The sequence below is a fragment of the Geodermatophilus sp. SYSU D00525 genome, from assembly GCF_054050475.1.
Genome location: NZ_JBJGZK010000004.1, coordinates 88,475 through 110,277 on the forward strand (window position 1 = coordinate 88,475; position 21,803 = coordinate 110,277).

The window sequence follows — 21,803 nt, forward strand, 5'->3', positions numbered from 1 at the left end:
GGCCGCCGCGACGTCAACCAGGCCGTCCCACACAGTGGACTCGTGTCGTCCGTCTCATGGGACGGCGACGGGCACCGGGCCGCTCGGCAGGGCGGGGACGGAGGCGTCGACCACCGCCGGCAGGGCGGCCGCGGGGACGGGACGGCCGATCAGCCAGCCCTGCAGGAACCGGCAGCCCAGCGCGGTGAGGACGGCCATCTGCTCGCGGGTCTCCACGCCCTCGGCGACGACGTCCATGCCGAGCGTGCGGCCGAGGTCGACGACGCTGCCGACCAGCGCCGCGCCGCGCGGGTCGGTGTCGATGCCGGACACGAAGCCGCGGTCCATCTTCAGCACCTGCACGGGCAGCCGGGCGAGGTAGGCCAGCGACGAGTAGCCCTTGCCGAAGTCGTCGAGGGAGACGATGCAGCCCAGCGCCGACAGCTCGGCGAGCTCGGCGAGCAGCCGCTCGTCGTCGTCCATGAGGACGCTCTCGGTGACCTCGACCATCAGCAGGCGGGCGGGCAGGCCCGAGCGCTGCAGAGCGCGGGTGACGTCCTCGACCAGGCAGCGGGCCTGCAGGTGGCGCACCGAGATGTTGACGCCGAGCTTGAGGTCGTGGCCCTGCGCGACCAGGCGCGCGTGCTCGGCGGTCGCCGTCTGCAGCACCCACCGCTGCAGCGGCACGATCAGCCCGTCCTCCTCGGCCAGGCCGACGAACTCCTCCGGCGGCACCGGGCCGAGCACCGGGTGGTCCCAGCGCACCAGGGCCTCGACGCCGAGGACGCGGCGCTCCTCCACGCCGGCGACCGGCTGGTAGACCACCCGCAGCTGGCCCCGCTCGATCGCGGCGGGCAGGTCGCGGGCCAGCCGGCTGCGCCGGGCGGACTCCTCCACCAGCGCCTCCCCCGACGCCCGGACGCCGTTCTTGCCCTGCGCCTTGACCGTGCGCAGCGCGAGGTCGGCCTCCCGGACGGTCGCCGAGGCGTCGGCGCCGGCCACCACCTCGGTGACGCCGACACTGGCGGAGGTGCGCAGCACCGGGCCGGAGCCCTCCGGGTCGCCCGGGGCGGCGTACCGCTGCGTGCGGTCCAGCCGAGCGACCAGCCGCTCGGCCAGGGCCAGCGCCTCGTCGGGGCCGGCGTCGACGACGAGGGCGAACTCGTCCCCGCCGAGCCGGGCGACCAGGTCCCCGGCGCGGGCCTCGGCGCGCAGCGAGTCGGCCACCTCGCACAGCAGCCGGTCCCCCGCGTCGTGCCCGGCGACGTCGTTGACCGCCTTGAAGCCGTCGAGGTCGAGCAGCAGCACGCAGGAGCGCCGGCCGCGGGACGCCTGGGTCAGGGCGCCGTCGAGGGCGGCCATGAAGCGGGCGCGGTTGGGCAGCCCGGTGAGCGAGTCGGTGTAGGCCAGCCGCTCGAGCTCCCGCTGCCCGGCGCGGCGCTCGGTGACGTCGCGCAGGTGCAGCACCAGCCCGTCGCCGGACCGGCGGCCCGCGGCGGGGGTGGCGCCGGAGACCTCGACGTCGCGCCAGGTGCCGTCGGCGGCGCGCAGCCGGCCGGTGGCGGGCAGGCCGTCGGGCGTGCCGTCCCGCAGGGCGGCGGACACGCGGTCGAGCAGGTCCCGGTCGGCCGGGTGCAGCAGGCCGGGCAGCACCCGGCCGATCAGGTCCTCCTCCGCGACGCCGAGCCGCTCGGTGACCGGGCCGGTCGCCGAGGTGACCCGGCCCGAGCCGTCGAGGACCAGCGTCACGGCGTCGCCGCTGTGCACCAGCGCGCGGAACCAGCCCTCGGTCCGCTCCAGGCGGCGGGTCAGGGCCGCGGCGTCCACGGCCCAGTACAGCGTCCGCGCCGAGGTGAGCAGCACGAGGACGACGGTGGCGGCGGCCTCGGCCGCGGGCAGCGGACGGCCGGCGGCGGCGCCGCCGGCGACCGCGAGGAGCGCGGCGGTGGCCGCGCCGTGCGCGAGCACGCCCCCGCGCAGGGGCAGGGTGCGGCGGCCGGCGTCGGCGGCGGCGTGCGCGCCGGCGTCGGCCCGGGCGGCGCGCACGCCGGCGGCGAGCATGGCCAGCCAGCCGAGCACGACGACGACCCCCCATCCCGGGGCGGTGCCCGCCGGCGTGCGGCCGAGCGCGCCGGCGACCGAGACCAGCGACATGGCGACGAAGGCGGCGAGCAGCCACCCGGCGGCGCGGCGGCGGGCTTCGGCGACGGCGGTGAGGGTGACCAGGCCGATGCCGCACAGGAGCGCCCCGACCAGCGGGTAGCCGACCGCGACCAGGCCGCTGCCGGGCCCGGTGGTCCGGGCGACGAGGTCGCCGAGCAGCACGCAGCCGAGCAGGGCGACGGCGACGGTGACGACCACGCCGTCGAGCAGCACCCGGCTGCCGAGCCGCCGGTGCGACCGTGGCGGCAGCAGCAGCACGGCCGCCGAGACGGCCACCGGGACGCCGAGCAGCGTCGGGAGGTCCTCGACGCCGCCGGTGGCGAGGTCGCGACCGGGGTGGGCGAGGGTCAGCGCCTGGCCGAGCGCGAGCAGCGCGCCGGCGGCGGACAGCGCCCACCAGGGCCGGCCGGCGCGTCCCGGCAGCCGGGCGGCGCAGCCGGCGAGCACCGCGGCCGAGGCGGCGGACGCTCCCCCGAGCGCGGCGGGCACCAGCCAGGCGGGCGCACCGGTGAGCAGGCCGGCGACGGCGACGACGCCGAGGACCGCCGGCAGGACGTGGACCGCCCGGGCGGCGCGGTCAGCCACGGCGGCCCGCCCGGACGGCGGGGGGCTCGGCCGGCGCCGGGACCGGGTCGGCCGACAGCCCGACCAGCCCCGGCCACAGCAGGCCGGCGCCGTCGCGCAGCAGCCCCACGAGGTCGGCCAGCGGCAGCGGGCGGGACAGCAGGAAGCCCTGCGCCTGGTCGACGCCCAGGCCGCGCAGCACGCCGAGCTGGGCCGGCGTCTCGACGCCCTCGGCGACGACCTGCAGCCCCAGGGACCGGCCGACGGTCACGACGGCCTCGCACAGCGCGCGGCTCTGCCGGTCGCGGTCGACGCGGGAGACGAAGGACCGGTCGAGCTTGAGCACGTCGACCGGGAGCCGGGTGAGCAGGCCCAGCGACGAGGAGCCGGTGCCGAAGTCGTCCAGGGCCACGTGCACGCCCATCAGCCGCAGCGCCTCGACGTCGACGGCCACGGCGTCACCGTCGGCCAGCACGGTCGCCTCGGTGACCTCGAGGACCAGCCGCTCCGGCGCCAGGCCGGAGGCGGACAGCGCGCCGGCGACGTCGTCGACGAGGGTGCGCTCGGCCACGTGCGCGGCGGAGACGTTCATGCCGATCCGCAGGGGCCCGCCGTCGCCGTCCGGCAGCACGGCGGCGGCCGCGGTGATCTCCCGCAGCGCCCAGCGCTGCAGCTCGCCGACGACCCCGGCCCGCTCGGCGATCGGGACGAACTCCCGCGGCGGGACCTCCCCCAGCTCCGGGTGCCGCCAGCGCAGCAGCGCCTCGACGCCCGAGACCCGCTTGTCGGCCATCGACACGACCGGCTGGAACGCCAGCCACAGCTCGCCGCGGCCGGCGGCGCCGGGCAGGTCCGCGCGCAGCCGGTCCCGGCGGGCGGCGGCCGCGCCGAGCGCCGGCGTCCAGCAGGTCGCCCGCGCCGAGCGGGAGGCCCGGGCGGCCGCGACCGCGAGCTCGGCGCGGGCGCCGACCTCGGCGACGCCGGTCCCCCGCTCGACCACGACGATCCCGACGGCGGCGGTGAGGTCGAAGACGCCGGCGGGGGTGGGGACCGGCTGCTCGAGCACGGCCAGGCAGCGGTCGGCGAGCAGCGCGGCGGTGTCGCCGTCGCCCTCGGCCAGGACCGCGAAGGTGCCGCCGACGAGCCGGGCGACGACCTCGTCGCCGCGCACGGCGGCGCGCAGCCGCCGGCCCAGCTCGACGAGGACGGCGGCGACGGCGTCGCGGCCGGCGTGCTCGCGGACCTCGTCCAGCCCGGCGACCTCGACGAGCAGGACCGCGGACCCGGCACGGGCGGTCGCGGGCTCCAGGGCCGCGTCCCAGCCGGCCCGGTTGGGCAGGCCGGTCAGCGCGTCGGTGAACGCGAGCTCCTCCAGTGCCCGCTCGCGCGCCACCCGCTCGGTCACGTCGCGGCAGTGCAGCACCACCGAGGCGACCGCCGGGTCGCCGCGCAGGTCGGAGACGCTGACCTCGAGGCAGCGGCGGGCGCCGCCCGCGTCGCGGACGTGCAGCGTCACGAGCCCGTCCGTGCCGCCGTCGGTGCCGGCGTCGAGCACCCGGCGCAGCGCGGCGGCGTCCGCGGGCTCCAGGGTCCCGGGCCGGCCGGCGGCGCCGGAGAGCACGTCGCGGCCGAGGAGCTCCTCCGGCGCGGCGCCGACCAGCGCGGCCATCGCCGGGGAGACCCAGCCGACGCGCAGGCGGGCGTCGAGGACGAGGACGGCGTCGCGGCCGGAGTGCAGCAGGTTGCGGAAGTAGGCCTCGTCGCGGCGCAGCCGGGCGCCGCGCTGGTGGTCCTCGCGGGCGGTGACCCAGCGGTGCGCGGCCGCCAGGCCCACGCAGGCGAGGGCCCCGGCGAGGGTGACCGCGGTCGGCCGGGTGCCCAGCGCCAGCGGGACGACGACCAGCGCCACCACGGCCACCAGCGCCAGGTGCGGCAGCACCGGGCGCAGCTGGTCGGCGCGGCCGTCGGTGCCGCGGCGGGGCACGTCCGGGCCGGTGCCGGGGTCGAGCAGGCGGGCGAGGACCAGCAGCGCCAGGCCGGCGACGACGGCCAGGCGGGTGACCGGGACGAGCTCGTGCGCGCCGAGCAGCGTCGCGGAGGTGGCGGTGCCACGCGCGGCGCAGAGGAGGACCAGGCCGCCGAGCAGCACCGCGGCCATGCGCCGGCGGTGCGCCTCGACCGCCCCGAGGACGGTGAGGCCGGCGGCCATGGTCGCGGCCGCGGCCACGACCGCGGCGCCGAGGACGAGCCGGGCGCCCAGGGACAGCGCGGACCAGCTGTTGCCCGGGCCGACCAGCAGGAACTGCATGACGGCGAGCCCGGCGACGCCGAAGAGGGCGAGCTCGAGCGTCGTCCGCCGGCAGGTGCGCCGCAGGCTGGACCGCTCGACCATGCCGAGCAGGGCGACGACCACGAGGACGTAGCCGGGGACGGTGGGCAGCCAGCGCAGCACCACCGCGGACAGCACGGAGTCCGGCCGCGCCGCGGTGGTCAGCAGCAGGCCGAGGACGGGGAACAGCGCGGCGGCGGCGAGCACCCGCCACGGCGGGGCGGAGGGGTCGCCGGGCCGGCTCAGCGCCAGCAGCGCGAGCGAGGTGAGCAGCCCGGCCAGGCCGGTGACGGCGTCGGAGACCGGGTCGAGCGCGGGCACGCCGACCGCCAGGGCGCACGCCGCCGCGGCCGGCACGGCACACGCCAGCAGCCACCCGATCCGCCTGTCCACACCGGGGGTGTCGGCAGCGGCGCCCCCCGGGGACAGGCCCCGGGGGGCGGTCTCACCCCTCCTGGTGACGTGCTGGAACGGCCCCGCTGCAGGGGCCCACGCCGAGCTCGCGAGGCGTGGGGGGCAGCGGGGTCCTTCAACCGCAGATGGCGCCGTTCGCCGCGGAGCCGACCAGCTTGGCGTACTTGCCGAGGACGCCGGTGGTGTAGCGCGGCGGCAGCGGCGCCCAGTCCTGGCGGCGGCGGGCCAGCTCGTCGTCGCCGACCAGCAGGTCCAGCGTGCGGGTGGTGAGGTCCAGCCGGACCGGGTCGCCGTCGCGGACCAGCGCGATCGGTCCGCCCTCGGTGGCCTCCGGCGCGACGTGGCCGATGCACAGGCCGGTGGTGCCGCCGGAGAACCGGCCGTCGGTGAGCAGCAGGACGTCCTTGCCCAGGCCCGCGCCCTTGATCGCGCCGGTGACCGCGAGCATCTCCCGCATGCCGGGGCCGCCCTTGGGGCCCTCGTACCGGATGACGACGACGTCGCCGGCCTGCAGCGTGCCCTCGGTGACCGCGTCCATGGCGCCCTGCTCGCCGTCGAACACCCGGGCGGTGCCCTCGAAGACGTCGCGGTCGAAGCCGGCCGACTTCACCACCGCGCCCTCGGGCGCCAGCGAGCCGTGCAGGATCGTCAGGCCGCCGGTCCTGTGGATGGGCTGGGACATCGCGTGGATGATCGCGCCGTCGGGGTCCGGTGGGGCGATCTCGGCGAGGTTCTCGGCCATCGTCTTCCCGGTCACGGTGAGCGTGTCGCCGTGCAGCAGGCCGGCGTCCAGCAGCGCGCGCAGGACGACGGGGACGCCGCCGATGCGGTCGACGTCGGTCATGACGTACCGGCCGAAGGGCTTGACGTCGGCGAGGTGCGGCGTGCGGTCGCCGATCCGGTTGAAGTCGTCGAGGGTGAGCTCGACCTGCGCCTCGTGCGCGATGGCCATGAGGTGCAGGACGGCGTTGGTGGAGCCGCCCAGCGCCATGACCACGGTGATCGCGTTCTCGAACGCCTCGCGGGTCATGATCTGCCGCGCGGTGATGCCCGTGCGCAGCAGGTTGACGACGGCCTCGCCGGAGGCGACGGCGAAGGCGTCGCGGCGGCTGTCGGGCGCCGGCGGAGCGGCGCTGCCGGGCAGGCTCATGCCCAGCGCCTCGGCGACGCTGGCCATGGTGTTGGCGGTGTACATGCCGCCGCAGGAGCCCATGCCGGGACAGGCGGCCCGCTCGACGGCGGCCAGCTCGTCCTGGGTGATGAGCCCGCGGGCGCAGGCGCCGACGGCCTCGAAGACGTCGATGATCGTCAGGTCGTCGCGGTCGCCGAGCTTCCCCGGCAGCGTGGAGCCCGAGTAGAGGAAGACGCTGGCGAGGTCCAGCCGCGCGGCGGCCATGAGCATTCCGGGCAGGGACTTGTCGCAGCCGGCGAGCAGGACCGAGCCGTCGAGCCGCTCGGCGAACATGACCGTCTCCACCGAGTCGGCGATGACCTCGCGGCTGACCAGCGAGGCGCGCATGCCCTCGTGGCCCATGGAGATGCCGTCGGAGACCGAGATGGTGCCGAACTCCAGCGGGAACCCGCCGGCGGCGTGCACGCCCTCCTTGGCCCGCTTGGCCAGCCGGTCCAGCGAGAGGTTGCACGGGGTGATCTCGTTCCACGACGAGGCCACGCCGATCTGCGGCTTGTCCCAGTCGTCGTCGCCCATGCCGACGGCGCGCAGCATCGCCCGGGCCGGGGCCCGGGTGATGCCGTCGGTCACCTCGCGGCTGCGCGGCTTGACGTCGGCGGTGGTGCGGGGGTCGTCCACGGTCGTCACGCCGCGAGCGTAGGCGCGGTCCCGGGGCGCTCCCAGACGCGGCTGATACTGGTACCGACACCACCACCCGGGAGCCGCCGTGTCCGCCACCGCCCGACGGGAGCTGGCCGAGTTCCTCCGCTCGCGCCGCCGCCAGGTCGACCCGCAGAGCGCCGGCCTGCCCGCCGGCGGCGGCGCCCGGCGGACGCCGGGCCTGCGGCGCGAGGAGGTCGCGCTGCTGTCCGGGGTGAGCCACACCTGGTACACGTGGCTCGAGCAGGGCCGCGACATCCGCCCGTCCCGCCAGGTGGTCGAGGCGCTGGCCCGCACCCTGCGGATGTCGCCCGCGGAGTCCGGGTACGTGCTGCGGCTGACCGGGCACGCCGGCGCGGTGCCGGCGGACCCGGCCGGCGGGATGCCCGGGCACGTGCAGCGCCTGCTCGACGCGCTGGGCCCCTCCCCCGCCTACGCGATCACCGCCGACTGGTGGATCGCCGGGTGGAACCGCGCCTACGAGCGCTTCTACCCCGGGGTGGCGGCCGCCCCCGCGGGCCGGCGCAACCTGTTGGAGCTGGTCTTCACCGACCCGGCGGTGCGGGCGCTGCTGGCGGACTGGGCCGGGGACAGCCGGCGGTTCCTCACCCAGTTCCGCGCCGAGGTGGGCCCGCGGCTGGCCGACCCGGCGGTCGTCGACCTCGTCGCCCGGCTCGAGGCGGCCAGCCCGGAGTTCCGCGCGGGGTGGGCCAGCCACGACGTCGACCGGTTCAGCTCCGCCGAGCGCCGCTTCGAGCACCCCGAGGTGGGCAGTCTGCTGCTCGAGCACCACCAGCTCACGCCCGCCGACGCCCCCGGGCTGCAGCTGGTCGTCTACACCGCGGCCGAGGGCAGCGAGAGCGCCGGGCGGCTGCGGGCGCTGGCGGGCTAGCCCGCCGGCGGCGCCGGCACGTCGAAGCGGCCGCCGGACCAGCCGGCCAGCCGGGGCAGGTCGCGGGCGCGCAGCACCGGCAGCCGCACCTCCCCGCCGCCGGCGGTGACCAGCACCAGCCGGGCGTTGCGGCCCACGCGGATGCCGGCCAGGTCGTCCCAGGCCACCCGGCGCCGGCCGAGCAGCCCGCGCGTGGTGATCGCCTCCTCGTCGACGTCGACGCCCACCCGCAGCACCCACGCCGCCGCCAGCAGCGGCAGCAGCAGGACCAGCGCGGCCCACGGCGAGGCCGCGGCGAACGGCAGCACGCACACGGCGAGGAAGACGACGGGGAGCAGCGCGACCCGGCTCAGCCGCATGCGCGCGAGGGTGGCCACGTCCCCCATGATCCCCGTCAGTAGTCGCCGACGACGTCGGCCAGGGGCTCCCCGGCCAGCACCCGGCGCAGCTGCGCGACCACGGCGGCCTCCCCGCGGGCGGTCGTCTGCGGCACGGCCCCGCCCACGTGCGGGGTGAGCAGCAGGCCCGGCGCCGACCACAGCGGGTGCCCCTCGGGCAGCGGCTCGGGGTCGGTGACGTCGAGCGCGGCGCGCAGCCGGCCCGCGGTCAGCTCGGCCACCAGCGCGTCGGTGTCGACGACGACCCCGCGGGCGGCGTTGACCAGCAGCGCGCCGTCCTTCATCGCGGCGAGGAACTCGGCGTCGACCAGGCCGGTGGTCTCCGGGGTCACCGGCACGACGAGCACGACGACGTCGGCGTCGGGCAGCAGCCGCGGCAGCTCCTCGGTGCCGTGGACCCCGTCGCGGGCGGTGCGCGCGACGTAGGTGAGCTCGACGTCGAAGCCGGACACCATGGCGCCGATCCGGCGGCCGATGTCGCCCGCGCCGACGACGAGCACCCGCGCGCCGACCAGCGAGGAGAACGTGCCCGGGCTCCACCGGCCGGCGTCCTGCGCGCGGACCAGCTCGGGCAGGCCGCGCTGGGCGGCCAGCGTCACGGCCAGCACCCACTCGGCCGTCGACGGCGTGTGCGCGCCGCGGGCGTTGCACAGCACGACGCCCTCGGGCAGCCGGCCGACGAAGCGCTCGGCGCCGGCGCTGAGCAGCTGGACCAGCCGCAGCCGCGGGAGGGCGGCGAGCGGGGCGTCGTCCGGGCCGCCGCCGCTGCGCGGCACCCACACCTGCGCCCGCGCGGCCTCCTCCGGCAGCCCGCCGGAGGGGTCGACGCGGACCGCGCGCACCCGCGGGGACAGCGCCTCCACCGCCGCGGCCATCGCCCGCGAGGGCACCAGGACGGTCAGGGTCTCGTCGGGGCCGACGACGTCGGTGCCGCGGATCTCGGGGGCCACGGCCCCCGACCCTAGGAGGCGCCCGCAGCGACCTCCCGGCCGGGAACCGCCTGGGGAGCGATCCCCTGCGCGGTGGCGATCCGCGCGTCCTCGGGCCGGACCACCGACAGCTGGGTGGACTCCGGCGGCAGCACCGTCTGGAACAGCCAGTCGGCCGCGACCCGGACCCGGTTGGCCATCGCGGGCAGCGCGTAGAGGTGGTAGCCGCGGGTGACGACCTTGGCCAGCGGCCCGGTCAGCGGCACGCCCAGCGGCCGGGCCACGGCGTCCCAGCCGCCGAGGTCGGCGACCAGGCCGAGGTCGCGGTGCCGGTACCGGCGGGGCCGCCCGACGCCCAGGCTGGCGGCCACGTTGCGGCCGAGCACGGCGCCCTGCCGCTGGGCGTGCTGCGCCGTCGGCGGGGTGTCCGGCAGCTCGCCGTCCTGCTCCCCGGCGGCGAGGTCGGGGACGGCGGCGGCGTCGCCGGCGGCCCACACCCCGGCCGCGCCGGGGACGGCGAGGTCGGGGTCGACGGCGAGCCGGCCCCGGCGCAGCGGCAGCCCCAGCCGGCCGACCAGCGGGTGCGCGACCACCCCGGCGCCCCACACCAGCGTGCGGGTCGGGATCGTCTCGCCGTCGGTCAGGACGACGGCGTCCTCGTCGGCGGAGACGACCGACGTGCGCAGGCGGACGTCGACCCCGCGGCGGGCGAGCACGTCCAGCGCGCGGCGGCCGAGCTCGGGACCCAGCTCCGGCAGGACCGCGGGCGCGAGGTCGACGAGCACCCACCGCACCTCCTCCGCGCGGGTGCGGTCCCACCGGCTCTCGATCCGGCGCAGCCAGCGCTGGGTCTGGGCGACCACCTCGGTGCCGGTGTAGCCCGCGCCGACGGCGACCACGGTGAGCCGCGCGGCGCGCTCGGCGCGGCCGGCCGGGGTGTCGGGCAGGGCGTCGGCGAGGTCGAGCTGCTCGAGCAGGTGGTCGCGGAGGAACACCGCCTCGACCAGCGTCTTGAGCGCCCGGCCGTGCTCGGGGACCCCGGGGACCGGCACCTGGCGGGTGACCGCGCCGGGCGTGAGGAGCAGCCGGTCCCACGACATCGCCGTCGGGCTCCCGTGCGCGGGCCGCAGGGTCAGCGAGTGACCGGCCGGGTCGACGTCCTCGACCCGGCCGAGGACCAGGCGCACCCGGGGCAGCAGGCGCCGCAACGACACCGCGATGTGCCGCGCCTCGACCACGCCGGTGGCCACCTCGGGCAGCAGCGGGCTGTAGAGCAGGTAGTCCGTCGGGGTGACCAGGACCAGGTCGGCGGCGTCCGCGGGGAGCAGCCGCTGCAGCCGGCGCAGGGCGGTGAGCCCGGCGAAGCCGCCGCCGACCGTGACCACCCGCGGCCGCCCGCCGCCGTCTCCCGCGATGCGCATGCCGGCCTCCGCTGCTCGCCCGGGTGAGGTCGGCAACCTACCGGGGACGGGCACCGCTCCGGGGCGCTGCGCGCGTGCCGGACGGCGCCCGGCGTGCGGCTGCCGGTGGCGTTCCGCCCGTACTGTGGGGCGGGTGAGGCGGCAGCGGGGACGGCGGCGCGCCGCGGCGGGCTGCGCGGTCGCCCTGGCGTTCGTGCTGGCCGGCTGCGGCGGGGACGGCTACGAGCCGGCCGGGCCCTTCCGGCCGCTGCCCGAGGGGGCGCCGCCCGAGGTCGCGCCGCCCACCGAGTCCTCCCCGGCGCCCTCGCCCGGCGACCCCGCGGACCCCGGCTCCGGCACCAGCGCCGGGGACCCGAACGTCGTCGCCACCGACCTGGTCGTGCCCACCGGGCTGGTCGTGCTGCCCGACGGCAGCGCGGTCGTCGGCGAGCGCGAGACCGGCCGGCTGCTGCACGTCTTCCCCGACCGGTCCCCCGCGCAGGAGCTCATGGTCCTGCCCGGCGTCGACACCGGCGGCGACGGCGGGCTGCTCGGCCTGGCGCTGTCCCCCACGTTCGACGAGGACGGGCTGTTCTACGCCTACGTCTCGACGGCCACCGACAACCGCGTCGTCCGCTTCCCGCTCGGCGGCACGCCCAACCCGGTGCTCACCGGCATCCCCCGCGGCGAGGTGCACAACGGCGGCGGGCTCGTGTTCGCCCCCGACGGCACCCTGTTCGTCGGCACCGGCGACACCGGCAACCCGGCGCTGGCGCAGGACCCGGCCTCGCTGGGCGGCAAGGTGCTGCACGTCGACGTGTTCGGCCAGCCCGTGACCGGTACGGGCCCGGTCTTCAGCCGCGGCTTCTCCGACGTCACGGCGGTCTGCCCGTCCGGCGACGAGGCGGGCACGCTCTACGCCGTCGACGAGTCCACCGCCGGGCCCGACGAGCTCAACGAGCTGGTCGAGGGCAGCGACCACGGCTGGCCGGCCGGGGGCGCCGGGACGATCGCGCCGCTGCTCGAGGTCGGCAACGCCGAGGGCGGCCTGGGCGGCTGCACGGCGGCGGGGACCACGGTGTTCCTCGGCGCGCTCGACGGCCAGCGGGTGCACGTCGTCCAGCTCGACGGCGACGGCGGGGTCAGCGAGGAGCCGACCGAGCTGATCACCGGCCGCTACGGCCGGCTGCGCACGGTCGTCCTCGACAGCGAGGGCGGGCTGTGGGTGACCACGTCCAACCGGGACGGCATCGGCACCCCCGCCGAGGACGACGACAAGGTGCTGCGGATCCTGCCGCCGTCGTCGACCGGCAGCTCCCCCGTCTGAGGCGGCACCCCCGCGGAGGTCCGCGGGGGTGCTCCGGCCTCAGCTGCCGAGGACGCGCTCCTCGAGCATCCGCCGCACGGTCGGGGCGTCGGCCTGGCCGCGGGTGGCCTTCATGACCTGGCCGACCAGCGCGCCGAGCGCCTGGACCTTGCCCGAGCGCACCTTCTCCACCACGTCGGGGGCACCGCCGATCGCGGCCTCGACGGCGGCGACGAGCTCGTCGGACTCCCCCATCACCGCCAGGCCGCGGGCCTCGACGATGGCGCGCGGGTCGCCCTCGCCGGCCAGGACGCCGTCGAGCGCCTGCCGGGCCAGCTTGTCGTTGACCGTCCCCTCGGCGACCAGCGTCGTCAGCTCGGCGACCTGCGCCGGGGTGACGGCGAGGTCGGCGAGCTCCACGCCGGCGTCGTTGGCCCGGCGGGCGAGCTCGCCCAGCCACCACTTGCGCGCGTCGGCCGGCGTGGCGCCGGCGGCGACGGTCTGCTCGACCAGCCCGAGCGCCCCGGCGTTGACCAGCCAGGTCATCTCGGTGGCCGACAGGCCCCACTCCTCCTGCAGCCGCCGGCGGCGGGCGGCGGGCAGCTCGGGCAGCCCGGCGGCCAGCTTCTCCACCCACTCGGCGTCCGGGGCGAGCGGCACGAGGTCCGGCTCGGGGAAGTACCGGTAGTCGGTCGCCTCCTCCTTGCTGCGGCCCGGCGAGGTGCTGCCGGTGTCCTCGTGGAAGTGCCGGGTCTCCTGCAGCACCCGCCCGCCGGCGTCGAGGACGGCGGCCTGCCGGCGCATCTCGTAGCGCACCGCCCGCTCCACCGACCGCAGCGAGTTGACGTTCTTGGTCTCGGTGCGGGTGCCCCACTCCAGGCTGCCGATCGGCGCGAGCGAGGTGTTGACGTCGCAGCGCAGGCTGCCCTGCTCCATCCGCACGTCCGAGGCGCCGAGGGTCTGGATGATCTCGCGCAGCTCGGTGACGTAGGCGCGGGCGACCTCGGGGGCCTTCGCGCCGGCGCCGGCCACGGGGCGGGTGACGATCTCCACCAGCGGGATGCCGGCCCGGTTGAAGTCGACCAGCGAGTGGTCGGCGCCGTGGATGCGGCCGGTGGCGCCGCCGACGTGCAGGTTCTTGCCGGTGTCCTCCTCGAGGTGCACCCGCTCGATCTCCACGCGGTAGGTCTCGCCGTCCACCTCGACGTCGAGGTGCCCGGCGGTGCACAGCGGCTCGTCGTACTGGCTGGTCTGGAAGCCCTTGGGGATGTCCGGGTAGAAGTAGTTCTTCCGGGCGAAGCGCGACCAGGACGCGATCCGGCAGCCCAGCGCCAGGCCGATCCGGATGGTCGACTCGACGGCGGCGGCGTTGGCCACCGGCAGCGAGCCGGGCAGGCCGAGGCAGACCGGGCAGGTCTGGGTGTTGGGCTCGGCGCCGAACGCCGTCGAGCAGCCGCAGAACATCTTCGACTCGGTGCCCAGCTCGACGTGGGTCTCCAGGCCGATGACCGGCTCGTACCGGGTGAGGACGTCGTCGAAGTCGACGAGGGACTCGGTCACGGGGTGGGCCCTCCCTTCGGGGTGGTGCTGCGGCCGGTGACCCAGGCACCGACGCCGGTCAGCAGGCCCAGGACGATGAAGACGGCGAAGACGGCCCGGCCGGTGGTCAGCCAGAGCACCAGGCCGGCCAGGACGACGAAGGCCACCAGGCCCCACGCGACCTTGAGCGGGCCGGTCACGCGGCACGCTCCGCGAGCCGGTCGGCCAGCGGCGCGCCCTGGGCCGCCTCGACCGCGGCGGCGACCCGGTAGCAGCGGTCGTCGGCCAGCGCCGGCGCCATCACCTGCAGGCCGACGGGCAGCCCCTCGGACAGCCCGCACGGCACCGAGATGGCCGGGACGCCGGCCAGGCTCGCGGGCAGCGTGCACAGGTCGGCGGCGTACATGGCCAGCGGGTCGTCGACGCGGGCGCCCAGCGGCCAGGCCACCGTCGGGCTGGTCGGGCTGACCAGCACGTCGACGCCGCCGTCGAAGGCCGCGGAGAAGTCGCGGGTGATGAGCGAGCGGACCTTCTGCGCCTGGCCGTAGTAGGCGTCGTAGTAGCCCGCCGACAGCGCGTAGGTGCCGAGGATGATCCTGCGCTTGACCTCGGCTCCGAAGCCCTGCTCGCGGGTGAGCGCCATGACCTCGTCGATGTCGCGGGTGCCGTCGTCGCCGACCCGGATGCCGAACCGCATGCCCTCGAAGCGGGCCAGGTTCGACGACGCCTCGCTCGGCGCGATCAGGTAGTACGCCGGCAGCGCGAGCCCGAACGACGGGCAGGACACCTCGCGCACCTCGGCGCCGGCCGCCTCCAGCAGCGCGACCGCCTCGGCGAACCGCTCGAGCACGCCGGCGTCGTAGCCCTCGCGCGCGCCCTCGCCGCCGAGCTCCCGGACGACGCCGACCCGCAGGCCGGACAGGTCGCCGCCGGCGCCGCGGCGGGCGGCCTCGACGACGGTGGGCACCGGGGCGTCGATGCTGGTGGAGTCGGCCGGGTCGTGGCCGCCGATCGCCTCGTGCAGCAGGGCGGCGTCCATGACCGTGCGGGCCATCGGGCCGGCCTGGTCGAGGCTGGAGGAGAACGCGATCAGGCCGTAGCGCGACACCGAGCCGTAGGTGGGCTTGTGGCCGACCAGGCCGGTGACCGCCGCGGGCTGGCGGATCGAGCCGCCGGTGTCGGTGCCGAGCGCGAACGGGGCGAGCCGGCCGGCGACCGCGGCGCTGGAGCCGCCCGACGAGCCGCCGGGGATGCGGTCGCGGTCCCACGGGTTGCGGGTGACCCGGTAGGCGGAGTTCTCGGTGGACGAGCCCATCGCGAACTCGTCCATGTTGGTCTTGCCGAGCAGCACCGTGCCGGCCTCGTGCAGCCGGGTGGCGACGGTGGCCGAGTACGGCGGGCGCCAGCCCTCGAGGATCCGCGAGCCGCTGGTGGTGGGCACGCCCTCGGTGACGAAGACGTCCTTGAGCGCGACCGGGATGCCGGCCAGCCCCGTGCCGGCGGTGCCGGAGGCGTCGATCTCGCCGGCCCGCCGGAGCGCGGCCTCGGGGTCGACGTGCAGGTAGGCGCCGAGGTCGCCGTCCTCGGCGGCGATCCGGTCCAGGTGGGCGCGGGTGACCTCGACGGCGGAGGTCTCGCCGGCGGCGAGCGCGCTCTGCAGCGCGGTGACCGGCAGCGCGGTGAGGTCGCTCACTCCTCCTCCCCCAGGATGCGCGGCACGCGGAAGCGGTCGTCCTCGGCGGCGGGCGCGCCGGCCAGGACGGCGTCGCGCGGCAGGCACGGCGTGGCGACGTCGTCGCGCAGCACGTTGGTCAGCGGGACGGCGTGGGTCATCGGGGCGACGTCCTCGACGTCGGCGCGCTGCACCTGGGCCACCGAGTCGAGGACCGCGCCCAGCTGGCCGGCGAAGCGGTCGAGCTCCTCGTCGGTGACGGCCAGCCGGGCCAGTCGCGCGAGGTGCGCGATGTCCTGGCGGCCGAGGGCGGGCGACGCTCCGCGGTCGGGCGTGGTCGGGCTCATGCTCGGGGAGGACTCCTGTCGTCGGCGCCGGCCGGCGCCAGGGACGCAACCTGTTCACTGTACGTGGGGCGGGTGCGGCGCCGGTCCGGCCGGGCGCGGTGCTCGACCCCGGGCGGCGCATGCGGGAAGCTGCTCGGACCACGATCGACGGAGATCGGCTCACCTCGTCGCCTGCGGAGGCACCCGTGTCCTATCTCCTGCGGCTGGTCGTGCCCGACCGCCCCGGCCTGCTCGGCGCGGTGGCGACCGCGCTGGGCACGGCGGGCGTCGACATCGTCTCGGTCGACGTGCTCGAGCGCGGCGGCGGCGTCGCCGTCGACGACGTCGTGGTCGATCTCCCGCCCGGCCGGCTGCCCGACAGCCTGATCACCGCCGTGCACTCGGTGCCCGGCGTGCAGGTGGAGACGCTGCGCCCCTTCGCCGGGCCGCTGGACACCCACCGCGAGCTCGACCTGCTCGAGGGGCTGGCGCGGGCGGCCGAGGGCACCGCGGTCAAGCTGCTGGCCGCCGAGCTGCCGCGTGTGTTCCACAGCGGCTGGGCGGCTGTGCTGCACGCCGACGACGACGGCGGCTGCGAGGCGCTGGCCGCCTCCGACGCGGCACCGGCGTTCGAGGGCGTGCGGCTGCCGTGGATGCCGCTGGCCTCGCCCCGGCTGCTGCCCAGCGAGGACGACTGGCTGCCCGAGCGGTGGCGGGAGATGGCCGTCGAGATGATGGCCGCACCCTTCGGCGACCCGCGCACCGCCGTCGTCCTGGGGCGCTCGGGCGGGCCCGCCTACCGCCGCTCGGAGCTGCTGCGGCTGACCCACCTCACCGGGATCGCGGCCAGCGTCGCCCACCTGCCCCCGGCGTAGCGCCTACTCCGCCGCCGGCTCGCTCCCGTCGCCGATCGTCGCGACGGCGCGGGCGGCCTCGGGCCCCTCCTCGAGCAGCACCCGCAGGCCGTCGTCGTCGAGGACCGGCGCCTTGACCTGCACGGCCTTGTCGTACTTGCTGCCGGGGTCGGCGCCGACCACCACGAAGCCGGTCTTCTTCGACACCGAGCCGGTCACCTTGCCCCCGCGCTCCTGGATCGCGGCGATCGCCTGGTCGCGGCTGTAGTCCCGCAGCGACCCGGTGACGACGACGGTGACGCCGGTCAGCGGCCCGGGCGGGGCGTCCTCCCCGGCGTCGGCCAGCTTCACCCCGGCCCGGCGCCACTTCTCCACGACCTCGCGGTGCCAGTCGACGGCGAACCAGTCGCGCACCGAGCGGGCGATGGTGGGGCCCACGCCGTCCGCGGCGGCGAGCTCCTCCTCCGACGCCTCGGCGATCCGGTCCAGCGAGCGGAAGTCGCGGGCGAGCGCCTGCGCGGCGGTCGGGCCGACGTGCCGGATCGACAGCCCGACCAGCACCCGCCACAGCGGGACGTCCTTGCGCGACTGCAGGTTGGCCAGCAGGCGCTGCCCGTTGGCCGAGAGGTCGCCGTCCTTCTTCGTGAAGAACGACGTGCGGCGCAGCTTGTCCTCGGTGAGGTCGAAGACGTCGCCCTCGTCCTCGAGCAGCTGCTCGGCCAGCAGCGCGATCGCGGCCTCGTAGCCGAGCACCTCGATGTCGAAGGCCCCGCGCCCGGCGACGTGGAACACCCGCTCCCGCAGCTGCGCGGGGCAGGACCGCGCGTTGGGACAGCGGATGTCGGCGTCGCCCTCCTTCTCGTGCCGCAGCTCGGTGCCGCACTCGGGGCAGTGCGTCGGCATGACGAACTCGGTCTCGTCGCCGGTGCGCGCGGCGACGACGGGGCCGAGCACCTCGGGGATGACGTCGCCGGCCTTGCGGATGACGACCGTGTCACCGATGAGCACGCCCTTGCGCTTCACCTCGCCGGCGTTGTGCAGCGTGGCCAGCTGCACGGTGGAGCCGGCGACCTTGACCGGCTCCATGTAGGCGAACGGCGTCACGCGGCCCGTGCGGCCGACGTTGACCCGGATGTCGAGGAGCTTGGTGGTGGCCTCCTCCGGCGGGTACTTGAACGCGATCGCCCAGCGCGGCGCCCGGGAGGTCGAGCCCAGCCGGCGCTGCAGGGCGACCTGGTCCACCTTGAGCACGACGCCGTCGATCTCGTGCTCCACCGAGTGCCGCTGCTCGCGGTAGCGCTCGATGTAGGCCCACGCCGCCTCGAGGTCGTCGACCACCGCGAACCGGTCGCTCACCGGCAGGCCGAGCGCGCGCAGCCGCTCGTAGGCCTCCGACTGCCGCTCCGGCTCGAAGCCGCGCCGCGCGCCGAGGCCGTGCACCACCAGCCGCAGCGGCCGGGAGGCGGTCACCCGCGGGTCCTTCTGCCGCAGGGAGCCCGCCGCGGCGTTGCGCGGGTTGGCGAACGGCGGCTTGCCCTGCTCGACCATGCCGGCGTTGACGTCGGCGAAGGCCGCCGTCGGGAAGTAGATCTCGCCGCGGACCTCGAGCAGCGCGGGGACGTCGTCGCCGGTGAGCTGCTGCGGGACGTCGGCCATCGTGCGCACGTTGGGGGTGACGTCCTCCCCCGTCGTCCCGTCGCCGCGGGTGGCCGCGCGGACCAGCCGGCCGTCCTCGTAGACCAGCGCGACCGCGACCCCGTCGACCTTGAGCTCGCACAGCCAGCGCACGCCCGCCCCGGCGTCGCGGGTGACCCGGCCGGCCCACGCCGACAGCTCGTCGCCGTCGAACACGTTGTCCAGGCTCTGCATGCGCTCGAGGTGCTGCACGGGCGCGAAGGTGGCGGTGAACCCGCCGTTGACCTTCTGGCTCGGCGAGTCCGGCGTCACCAGCGCCGGGTGGTCGGCCTCGATGGCCTTGAGCCGGGCCATGAGCTCGTCGTACTGGCCGTCGCTGACCAGCGGCTCGTCGCGCACGTAGTACGCGAAGGCGTAGCGGTCGAGCTCCTCGGAGAGGTCGCGGTGGCGGGTGCGCGCGTCGTCGGGGACCTCGGTGAGGTCCTCCCGGTCGGCGACCGCGGGGACCTGCGGGGTGTCCAGCTCGGCGTCCGTGCTCACGCGGGCACGGTATCCGCCGGGTGTGACTCCGGTGCCGGTCCGCCCGATCGGGTGTCGGTCACTCGGGCAGCAGGTACCGCGCGGCCTCGCGGACGTGGGCCATCGCCGCCCGCGCGTACGCGGGGCTCGCGCCGGCCAGCCCGCAGGCCGGGGTGAGGGTGACCGCCTCGTGCAGCGCATCGGCCGGGAAGCCGAGCTCGCGCCACCAGGCGCGCAGCCGCGAGGCGGTGGCCTTCGGCGCCGGCAGCGGCGCGTCGGTCCCGGGGACGACGCCGGGCAGCAGGTGGGTGCCGGCCTCGACGGCGGCGCCGACGGCGTCGAGGTCCTGGACCAGCCCGAGGTCGAACGACAGCCCGGCCGCGCCGGTGGCGCGCAGCAGGTCCAGCGGCGCCCGGTCCGCGCAGCAGTGCACGACCACCGGGACGGGCAGCGCGGCCACGACGGCGCCGAGCTCCGCCTCGACGTCGGGGGCGGCGACGGCGGGCAGCCGGCCGAAGCCGCTCGCCGTCGGCAGCGCGCCCTGGAGGACCGCCGGCAGCGAGGGCTCGTCGAGCTGGACGACGACCTGGGCGCCGGGCACCCGTGCGGTGACGGCCGCGACGTGCGCGGCGATGCCCTCGGCCAGCGACTGCCCGAGGTCGCGCCGGGCGCCGGCGTCGACGACGGCCCGCTCGCCGCGCTCGCGCTCGAGGCCGGCGGCCAGCGTCCACGGCCCCGCGGCCTGCACCTTGAACGGTCCGCGGTGGTCGCCGGCGACGTCGTGCAGGGCGTCGAGGTCGCGGGCGAGGAACTCCTGGGCGCGGCGCAGGTCCCGGCCGGGGCGCGGCACGAGGCGCCAGCCGGCGGGCGTGAGGTCCACGGCGAGGTCGACCAGCAGCGCGGCGCTGCGGCCGAGCAGGTCGGCGCCCGCGCCGCGGGCGGGCAGCTCGGGCAGGTGCGGCAGGCCCGGCAGTTCCCCGAGGACGACGCGCAGCGCCTCGGCCGGATCGGTGCCGGGCAGCGACCCGACGCCCGAGGCCGGCCCCCACGGTGCGGGAGCCGGCCTCGGGTCGGTGCTGGTCGGGTCGGGCTCGGTCGGGGTGGCCACGGCGGCGACGGTAGTACCGCCGCCGCCGTGGCCACCCTCCCGGTCAGGCGGCGCAGCTGGGCGTCGTCACCGGGATCGCGTGGTCGCCCGTGGGCGGCGTCAGCGGGGTGTTGGCGCGGAGGTAGTCCTCCGACGTGTCCACGTCGACGGGGCCGGTGACCTGGTTCGTCCCGGTCCGGAACGCGGTGAAGGAGTCCCCGCCGCCGGCGAGGAACGAGTTCGCCGCGACCCGGTAGGTGCCGGTCGGGCTCACCGGGGTGCCGTTGATGGTGATCGAGCAGTCGAACACCCGGTCCCCCTCGGCCCGGCTGCGGTCGTACTCGTAACGGAAGCCGTCGGAGGTGGACAGGACCAGGTCCTGCGACCCGTCCGGGAGCCCGCGGAACTGCTGCTCGAGCACGTCGTCGATGGCCCCGCCGGTCAGCGTGATCGTGTTGACGGTGTTGCTGAACGGCTGGACGTCGAAGAGCTCCCGGAAGGTGACCTCACCGGCGGCGACGTCGGTCCTCAGACCACCGGGGTTCATGAAGGCGACCACCGGGGACAGCAGCTCCGGTCGCGCCTGTGCCCCGGCCAGTTGCGCGTTGGCGACGAAGGTCCCCAGGACCGACTCGTCGTTGCGGACGACGGTCACACCGTCCGCGGCCCGCGCCCGCAGCAGCGGGCCGCTGACAGTGCCGACGACCACGTTGCCGGGCTCGGCGGCGCGGGCGTTCCAGTAGTCGACGATCGACTGCACCTCGGGGTCGGCAGCCTCGCGGGTCACCGGCACGTTGGTGGCCGCGTAGGCGGCCGAAGCGCGGTTGACGTCGCCGGTGGTCCGGCTGATGGGCAGCCGGATGTCGGTCACGAGACGGCCGTAGAAGCCGGCCTGGGTGACCAGTCGCGGCGTGCCGTCCGGGTCGTTCAGGCGGCAGTTGTAGGCGTTGTGCGTGTGGGCGCTGATGATCAAGTCGACAGCGGACGACGTCCGGTTGTTGATCTCGACGATCGGGCCCGACAGACCGGCGCAGCCGTTGACGAAGGGCTGGGCGTTCGGGTCGGTGACCGTGCCGCCCTCGTGGATCAGCACGCCGATGGCCTGGATGCCCTGCCGCTGCAGCTCGGGGACCCAGCGGTTGATCGCCTCGGCCTCGTCGATGAACGTGACGTCGGTGATGCCGGTCGGCGACACGATGGTCGGAGTGGTCTCGGTGACCACCCCGATGAGCGCGAAGCGCTGGTTCGCCGGCGTCCGGAAGACCTGGTACGGCGGCAGCATCGGCTGGCCGGTGGCCTTGTCGATGACGTTGGCGGCCAGGTAGGGGAACTCGGCGCCGTGGAAGGCGTGCTCGTCCTCGCCGAAGCAGCCGTCGACGCCCGGGGTGACGCCCTCGCAGGCCTCGACGTCGTCGCTGTACGTGCCGTCCGTGGCGGCGGAGATGCGGCGCAGTTCCTCGGTGCCCCGGTCGAACTCGTGGTTGCCCACCGACGAGACGTCCAGGCCCATGGCGTTGAGCGCCTCGATCGTCGGCTCGTCCTTGAAGACGCTCGACTCGAACGGCGAGGCGCTGACCAGGTCACCGGCGCCGACGAACAGCGAGGTCGACGGCCCCTGAGTCGTGTCCTTGAAGGCGGACTCGAGCCGCTGCACGGTGGCCGCGATCTGTGCCGCACCGCCGACCGGGACGGTGACGTCGTCGGAGTTGCCGTAGGTGCCGTTCGGCCCTGGGGAGGTAGCCAGCGAGCCGTCGGTCCCGGTCTGCGGCGTGATCCGGCCGTGGAAGTCGTTCATGGCCAGCAGTTGGACGGTCACGTCCTTGGGCGCGGCCTGGGCCGCGCTCGGGACGGCCACGAGACCGGCCGTGGTCGCCACCGCGACGGCGGCGGCGAGGGGGAAGCGCGTTCGGCGCAAGGAGTCCTCCGGAGGACATGCGGAGCGGGCCATCGGAGACGGCGGCCCGGG

At 76.7% G+C, this 21,803-nt stretch carries 16 protein-coding genes; 3 read left to right on the forward strand and 13 right to left on the reverse strand.

From position 1 onward, the window contains the following. Positions 1–54: 54 nt before the first annotated feature. The 3 genes from ACI796_RS05385 to ilvD form a co-directional block, all read right to left on the reverse strand. Positions 55–2,727: a putative bifunctional diguanylate cyclase/phosphodiesterase gene (locus tag ACI796_RS05385; protein WP_456940209.1), complete on the reverse strand. Its 2,673-nt coding sequence runs from the start codon at positions 2,725–2,727 to the stop codon at positions 55–57. Then, on the reverse strand, positions 2,720–5,428 hold the full coding sequence (locus ACI796_RS05390) for a putative bifunctional diguanylate cyclase/phosphodiesterase (protein ID WP_456940210.1): 2,709 nt from the start codon (positions 5,426–5,428) through the stop codon (positions 2,720–2,722). The genes ACI796_RS05385 and ACI796_RS05390 overlap by 8 nt, the downstream gene beginning before the upstream one ends. 136 nt (positions 5,429–5,564) lie before the next feature. Further along, the gene (ilvD, locus tag ACI796_RS05395; RefSeq protein WP_456940211.1) at positions 5,565–7,268 is read right to left on the reverse strand and encodes a dihydroxy-acid dehydratase; all 1,704 of its coding nucleotides are present in this window, start codon (positions 7,266–7,268) and stop codon (positions 5,565–5,567) included. 79 nt (positions 7,269–7,347) lie between these two features. Here ilvD and ACI796_RS05400 point away from each other — a divergent pair, with 79 nt between their 5' ends. Then, positions 7,348–8,172, forward strand: a complete 825-nt coding sequence (locus tag ACI796_RS05400) for a helix-turn-helix transcriptional regulator (protein ID WP_456940212.1) — start codon at positions 7,348–7,350, stop codon at positions 8,170–8,172. Here ACI796_RS05400 and ACI796_RS05405 read toward each other — a convergent pair. Genes ACI796_RS05405 through ACI796_RS05415 form a run of 3 tightly spaced genes read right to left on the reverse strand, consistent with a single transcriptional unit; the run spans position 8,169 to position 10,920 of the window. Then, a complete protein-coding gene (locus ACI796_RS05405) occupies positions 8,169–8,549 on the reverse strand; it encodes a PH domain-containing protein (protein WP_456940213.1) in 381 nt (126 codons plus the stop codon). The two genes, ACI796_RS05400 and ACI796_RS05405, sit on opposite strands and share 4 nt — an antisense overlap. A 17-nt stretch (positions 8,550–8,566) precedes the next feature. Next, a complete protein-coding gene (locus tag ACI796_RS05410) occupies positions 8,567–9,520 on the reverse strand; it encodes a 2-hydroxyacid dehydrogenase (protein WP_456940214.1) in 954 nt (317 codons plus the stop codon). Positions 9,521–9,531: 11 nt separating this feature from the next. Further along, the gene (locus tag ACI796_RS05415) at positions 9,532–10,920 is read right to left on the reverse strand and encodes an NAD(P)/FAD-dependent oxidoreductase (protein WP_456940215.1); all 1,389 of its coding nucleotides are present in this window, start codon (positions 10,918–10,920) and stop codon (positions 9,532–9,534) included. A 133-nt stretch (positions 10,921–11,053) separates the two neighbouring features. Here ACI796_RS05415 and ACI796_RS05420 point away from each other — a divergent pair, with 133 nt between their 5' ends. Then, positions 11,054–12,226, forward strand: coding sequence for a PQQ-dependent sugar dehydrogenase (locus ACI796_RS05420; protein WP_456940216.1), 1,173 nt, complete (start codon positions 11,054–11,056; stop codon positions 12,224–12,226). A 39-nt stretch (positions 12,227–12,265) separates the two neighbouring features. On the opposite strand, the gene gatB is transcribed toward ACI796_RS05420, so the two are convergent. From gatB to gatC, 4 genes are read right to left on the reverse strand one after another with little or no spacing between them, the layout of a single operon-like run. Then, the gene (gatB, locus tag ACI796_RS05425) at positions 12,266–13,765 is read right to left on the reverse strand and encodes an Asp-tRNA(Asn)/Glu-tRNA(Gln) amidotransferase subunit GatB (RefSeq protein ID WP_456940217.1); all 1,500 of its coding nucleotides are present in this window, start codon (positions 13,763–13,765) and stop codon (positions 12,266–12,268) included. Beyond that, entirely contained in the window at positions 13,762–13,944 is a 183-nt protein-coding gene (locus tag ACI796_RS05430) for a hypothetical protein (protein WP_456940218.1), read from the reverse strand. Before ACI796_RS05430 ends, gatB begins: the two co-directional genes overlap by 4 nt. Further along, entirely contained in the window at positions 13,941–15,437 is a 1,497-nt protein-coding gene (gatA, locus tag ACI796_RS05435) for an Asp-tRNA(Asn)/Glu-tRNA(Gln) amidotransferase subunit GatA (RefSeq protein WP_456940219.1), read from the reverse strand. Before gatA ends, ACI796_RS05430 begins: the two co-directional genes overlap by 4 nt. Further along, a complete protein-coding gene (gene gatC, locus ACI796_RS05440) occupies positions 15,434–15,763 on the reverse strand; it encodes an Asp-tRNA(Asn)/Glu-tRNA(Gln) amidotransferase subunit GatC (RefSeq protein WP_456940220.1) in 330 nt (109 codons plus the stop codon). The genes gatA and gatC overlap by 4 nt, the downstream gene beginning before the upstream one ends. A gap of 185 nt (positions 15,764–15,948) precedes the next feature. On the opposite strand from gatC, the gene ACI796_RS05445 reads away from it, so the two are divergent. Continuing rightward, positions 15,949–16,617 carry an ACT domain-containing protein gene (locus ACI796_RS05445; RefSeq protein WP_456940221.1) on the forward strand — a complete coding sequence of 223 codons (669 nt, stop codon included), beginning with the start codon at positions 15,949–15,951 and terminating at the stop codon, positions 16,615–16,617. Positions 16,618–16,620: 3 nt separating this feature from the next. Here the strand turns inward: ACI796_RS05445 and ligA are convergent, their stop codons facing one another. From ligA to ACI796_RS05460, 3 genes are read right to left on the reverse strand one after another with little or no spacing between them, the layout of a single operon-like run. Continuing rightward, positions 16,621–18,771 (reverse strand): NAD-dependent DNA ligase LigA, encoded by a 2,151-nt coding sequence (gene ligA, locus ACI796_RS05450; RefSeq protein WP_456940222.1) that lies wholly within the window; start codon positions 18,769–18,771, stop codon positions 16,621–16,623. 58 nt (positions 18,772–18,829) lie between these two features. Further along, positions 18,830–19,858 carry a methionine synthase gene (locus ACI796_RS05455; RefSeq protein WP_456940223.1) on the reverse strand — a complete coding sequence of 343 codons (1,029 nt, stop codon included), beginning with the start codon at positions 19,856–19,858 and terminating at the stop codon, positions 18,830–18,832. Between the two features lie 43 nt (positions 19,859–19,901). Continuing rightward, positions 19,902–21,752, reverse strand: coding sequence for a bifunctional metallophosphatase/5'-nucleotidase (locus tag ACI796_RS05460; RefSeq protein ID WP_456940224.1), 1,851 nt, complete (start codon positions 21,750–21,752; stop codon positions 19,902–19,904). Positions 21,753–21,803 lie beyond the last annotated feature (51 nt).

What these genes read in the sequence shown, in the direction of transcription:
- ACI796_RS05415 (WP_456940215.1), bottom strand. Translation starts at nt 10,920, where the DNA reads ATGCGCATCGCGGGAGACGGCGGCGGGCGGCCGCGGGTGGTCACGGTC.
- gatC (WP_456940220.1), bottom strand. Translation starts at nt 15,763, where the DNA reads ATGAGCCCGACCACGCCCGACCGCGGAGCGTCGCCCGCCCTCGGCCGC.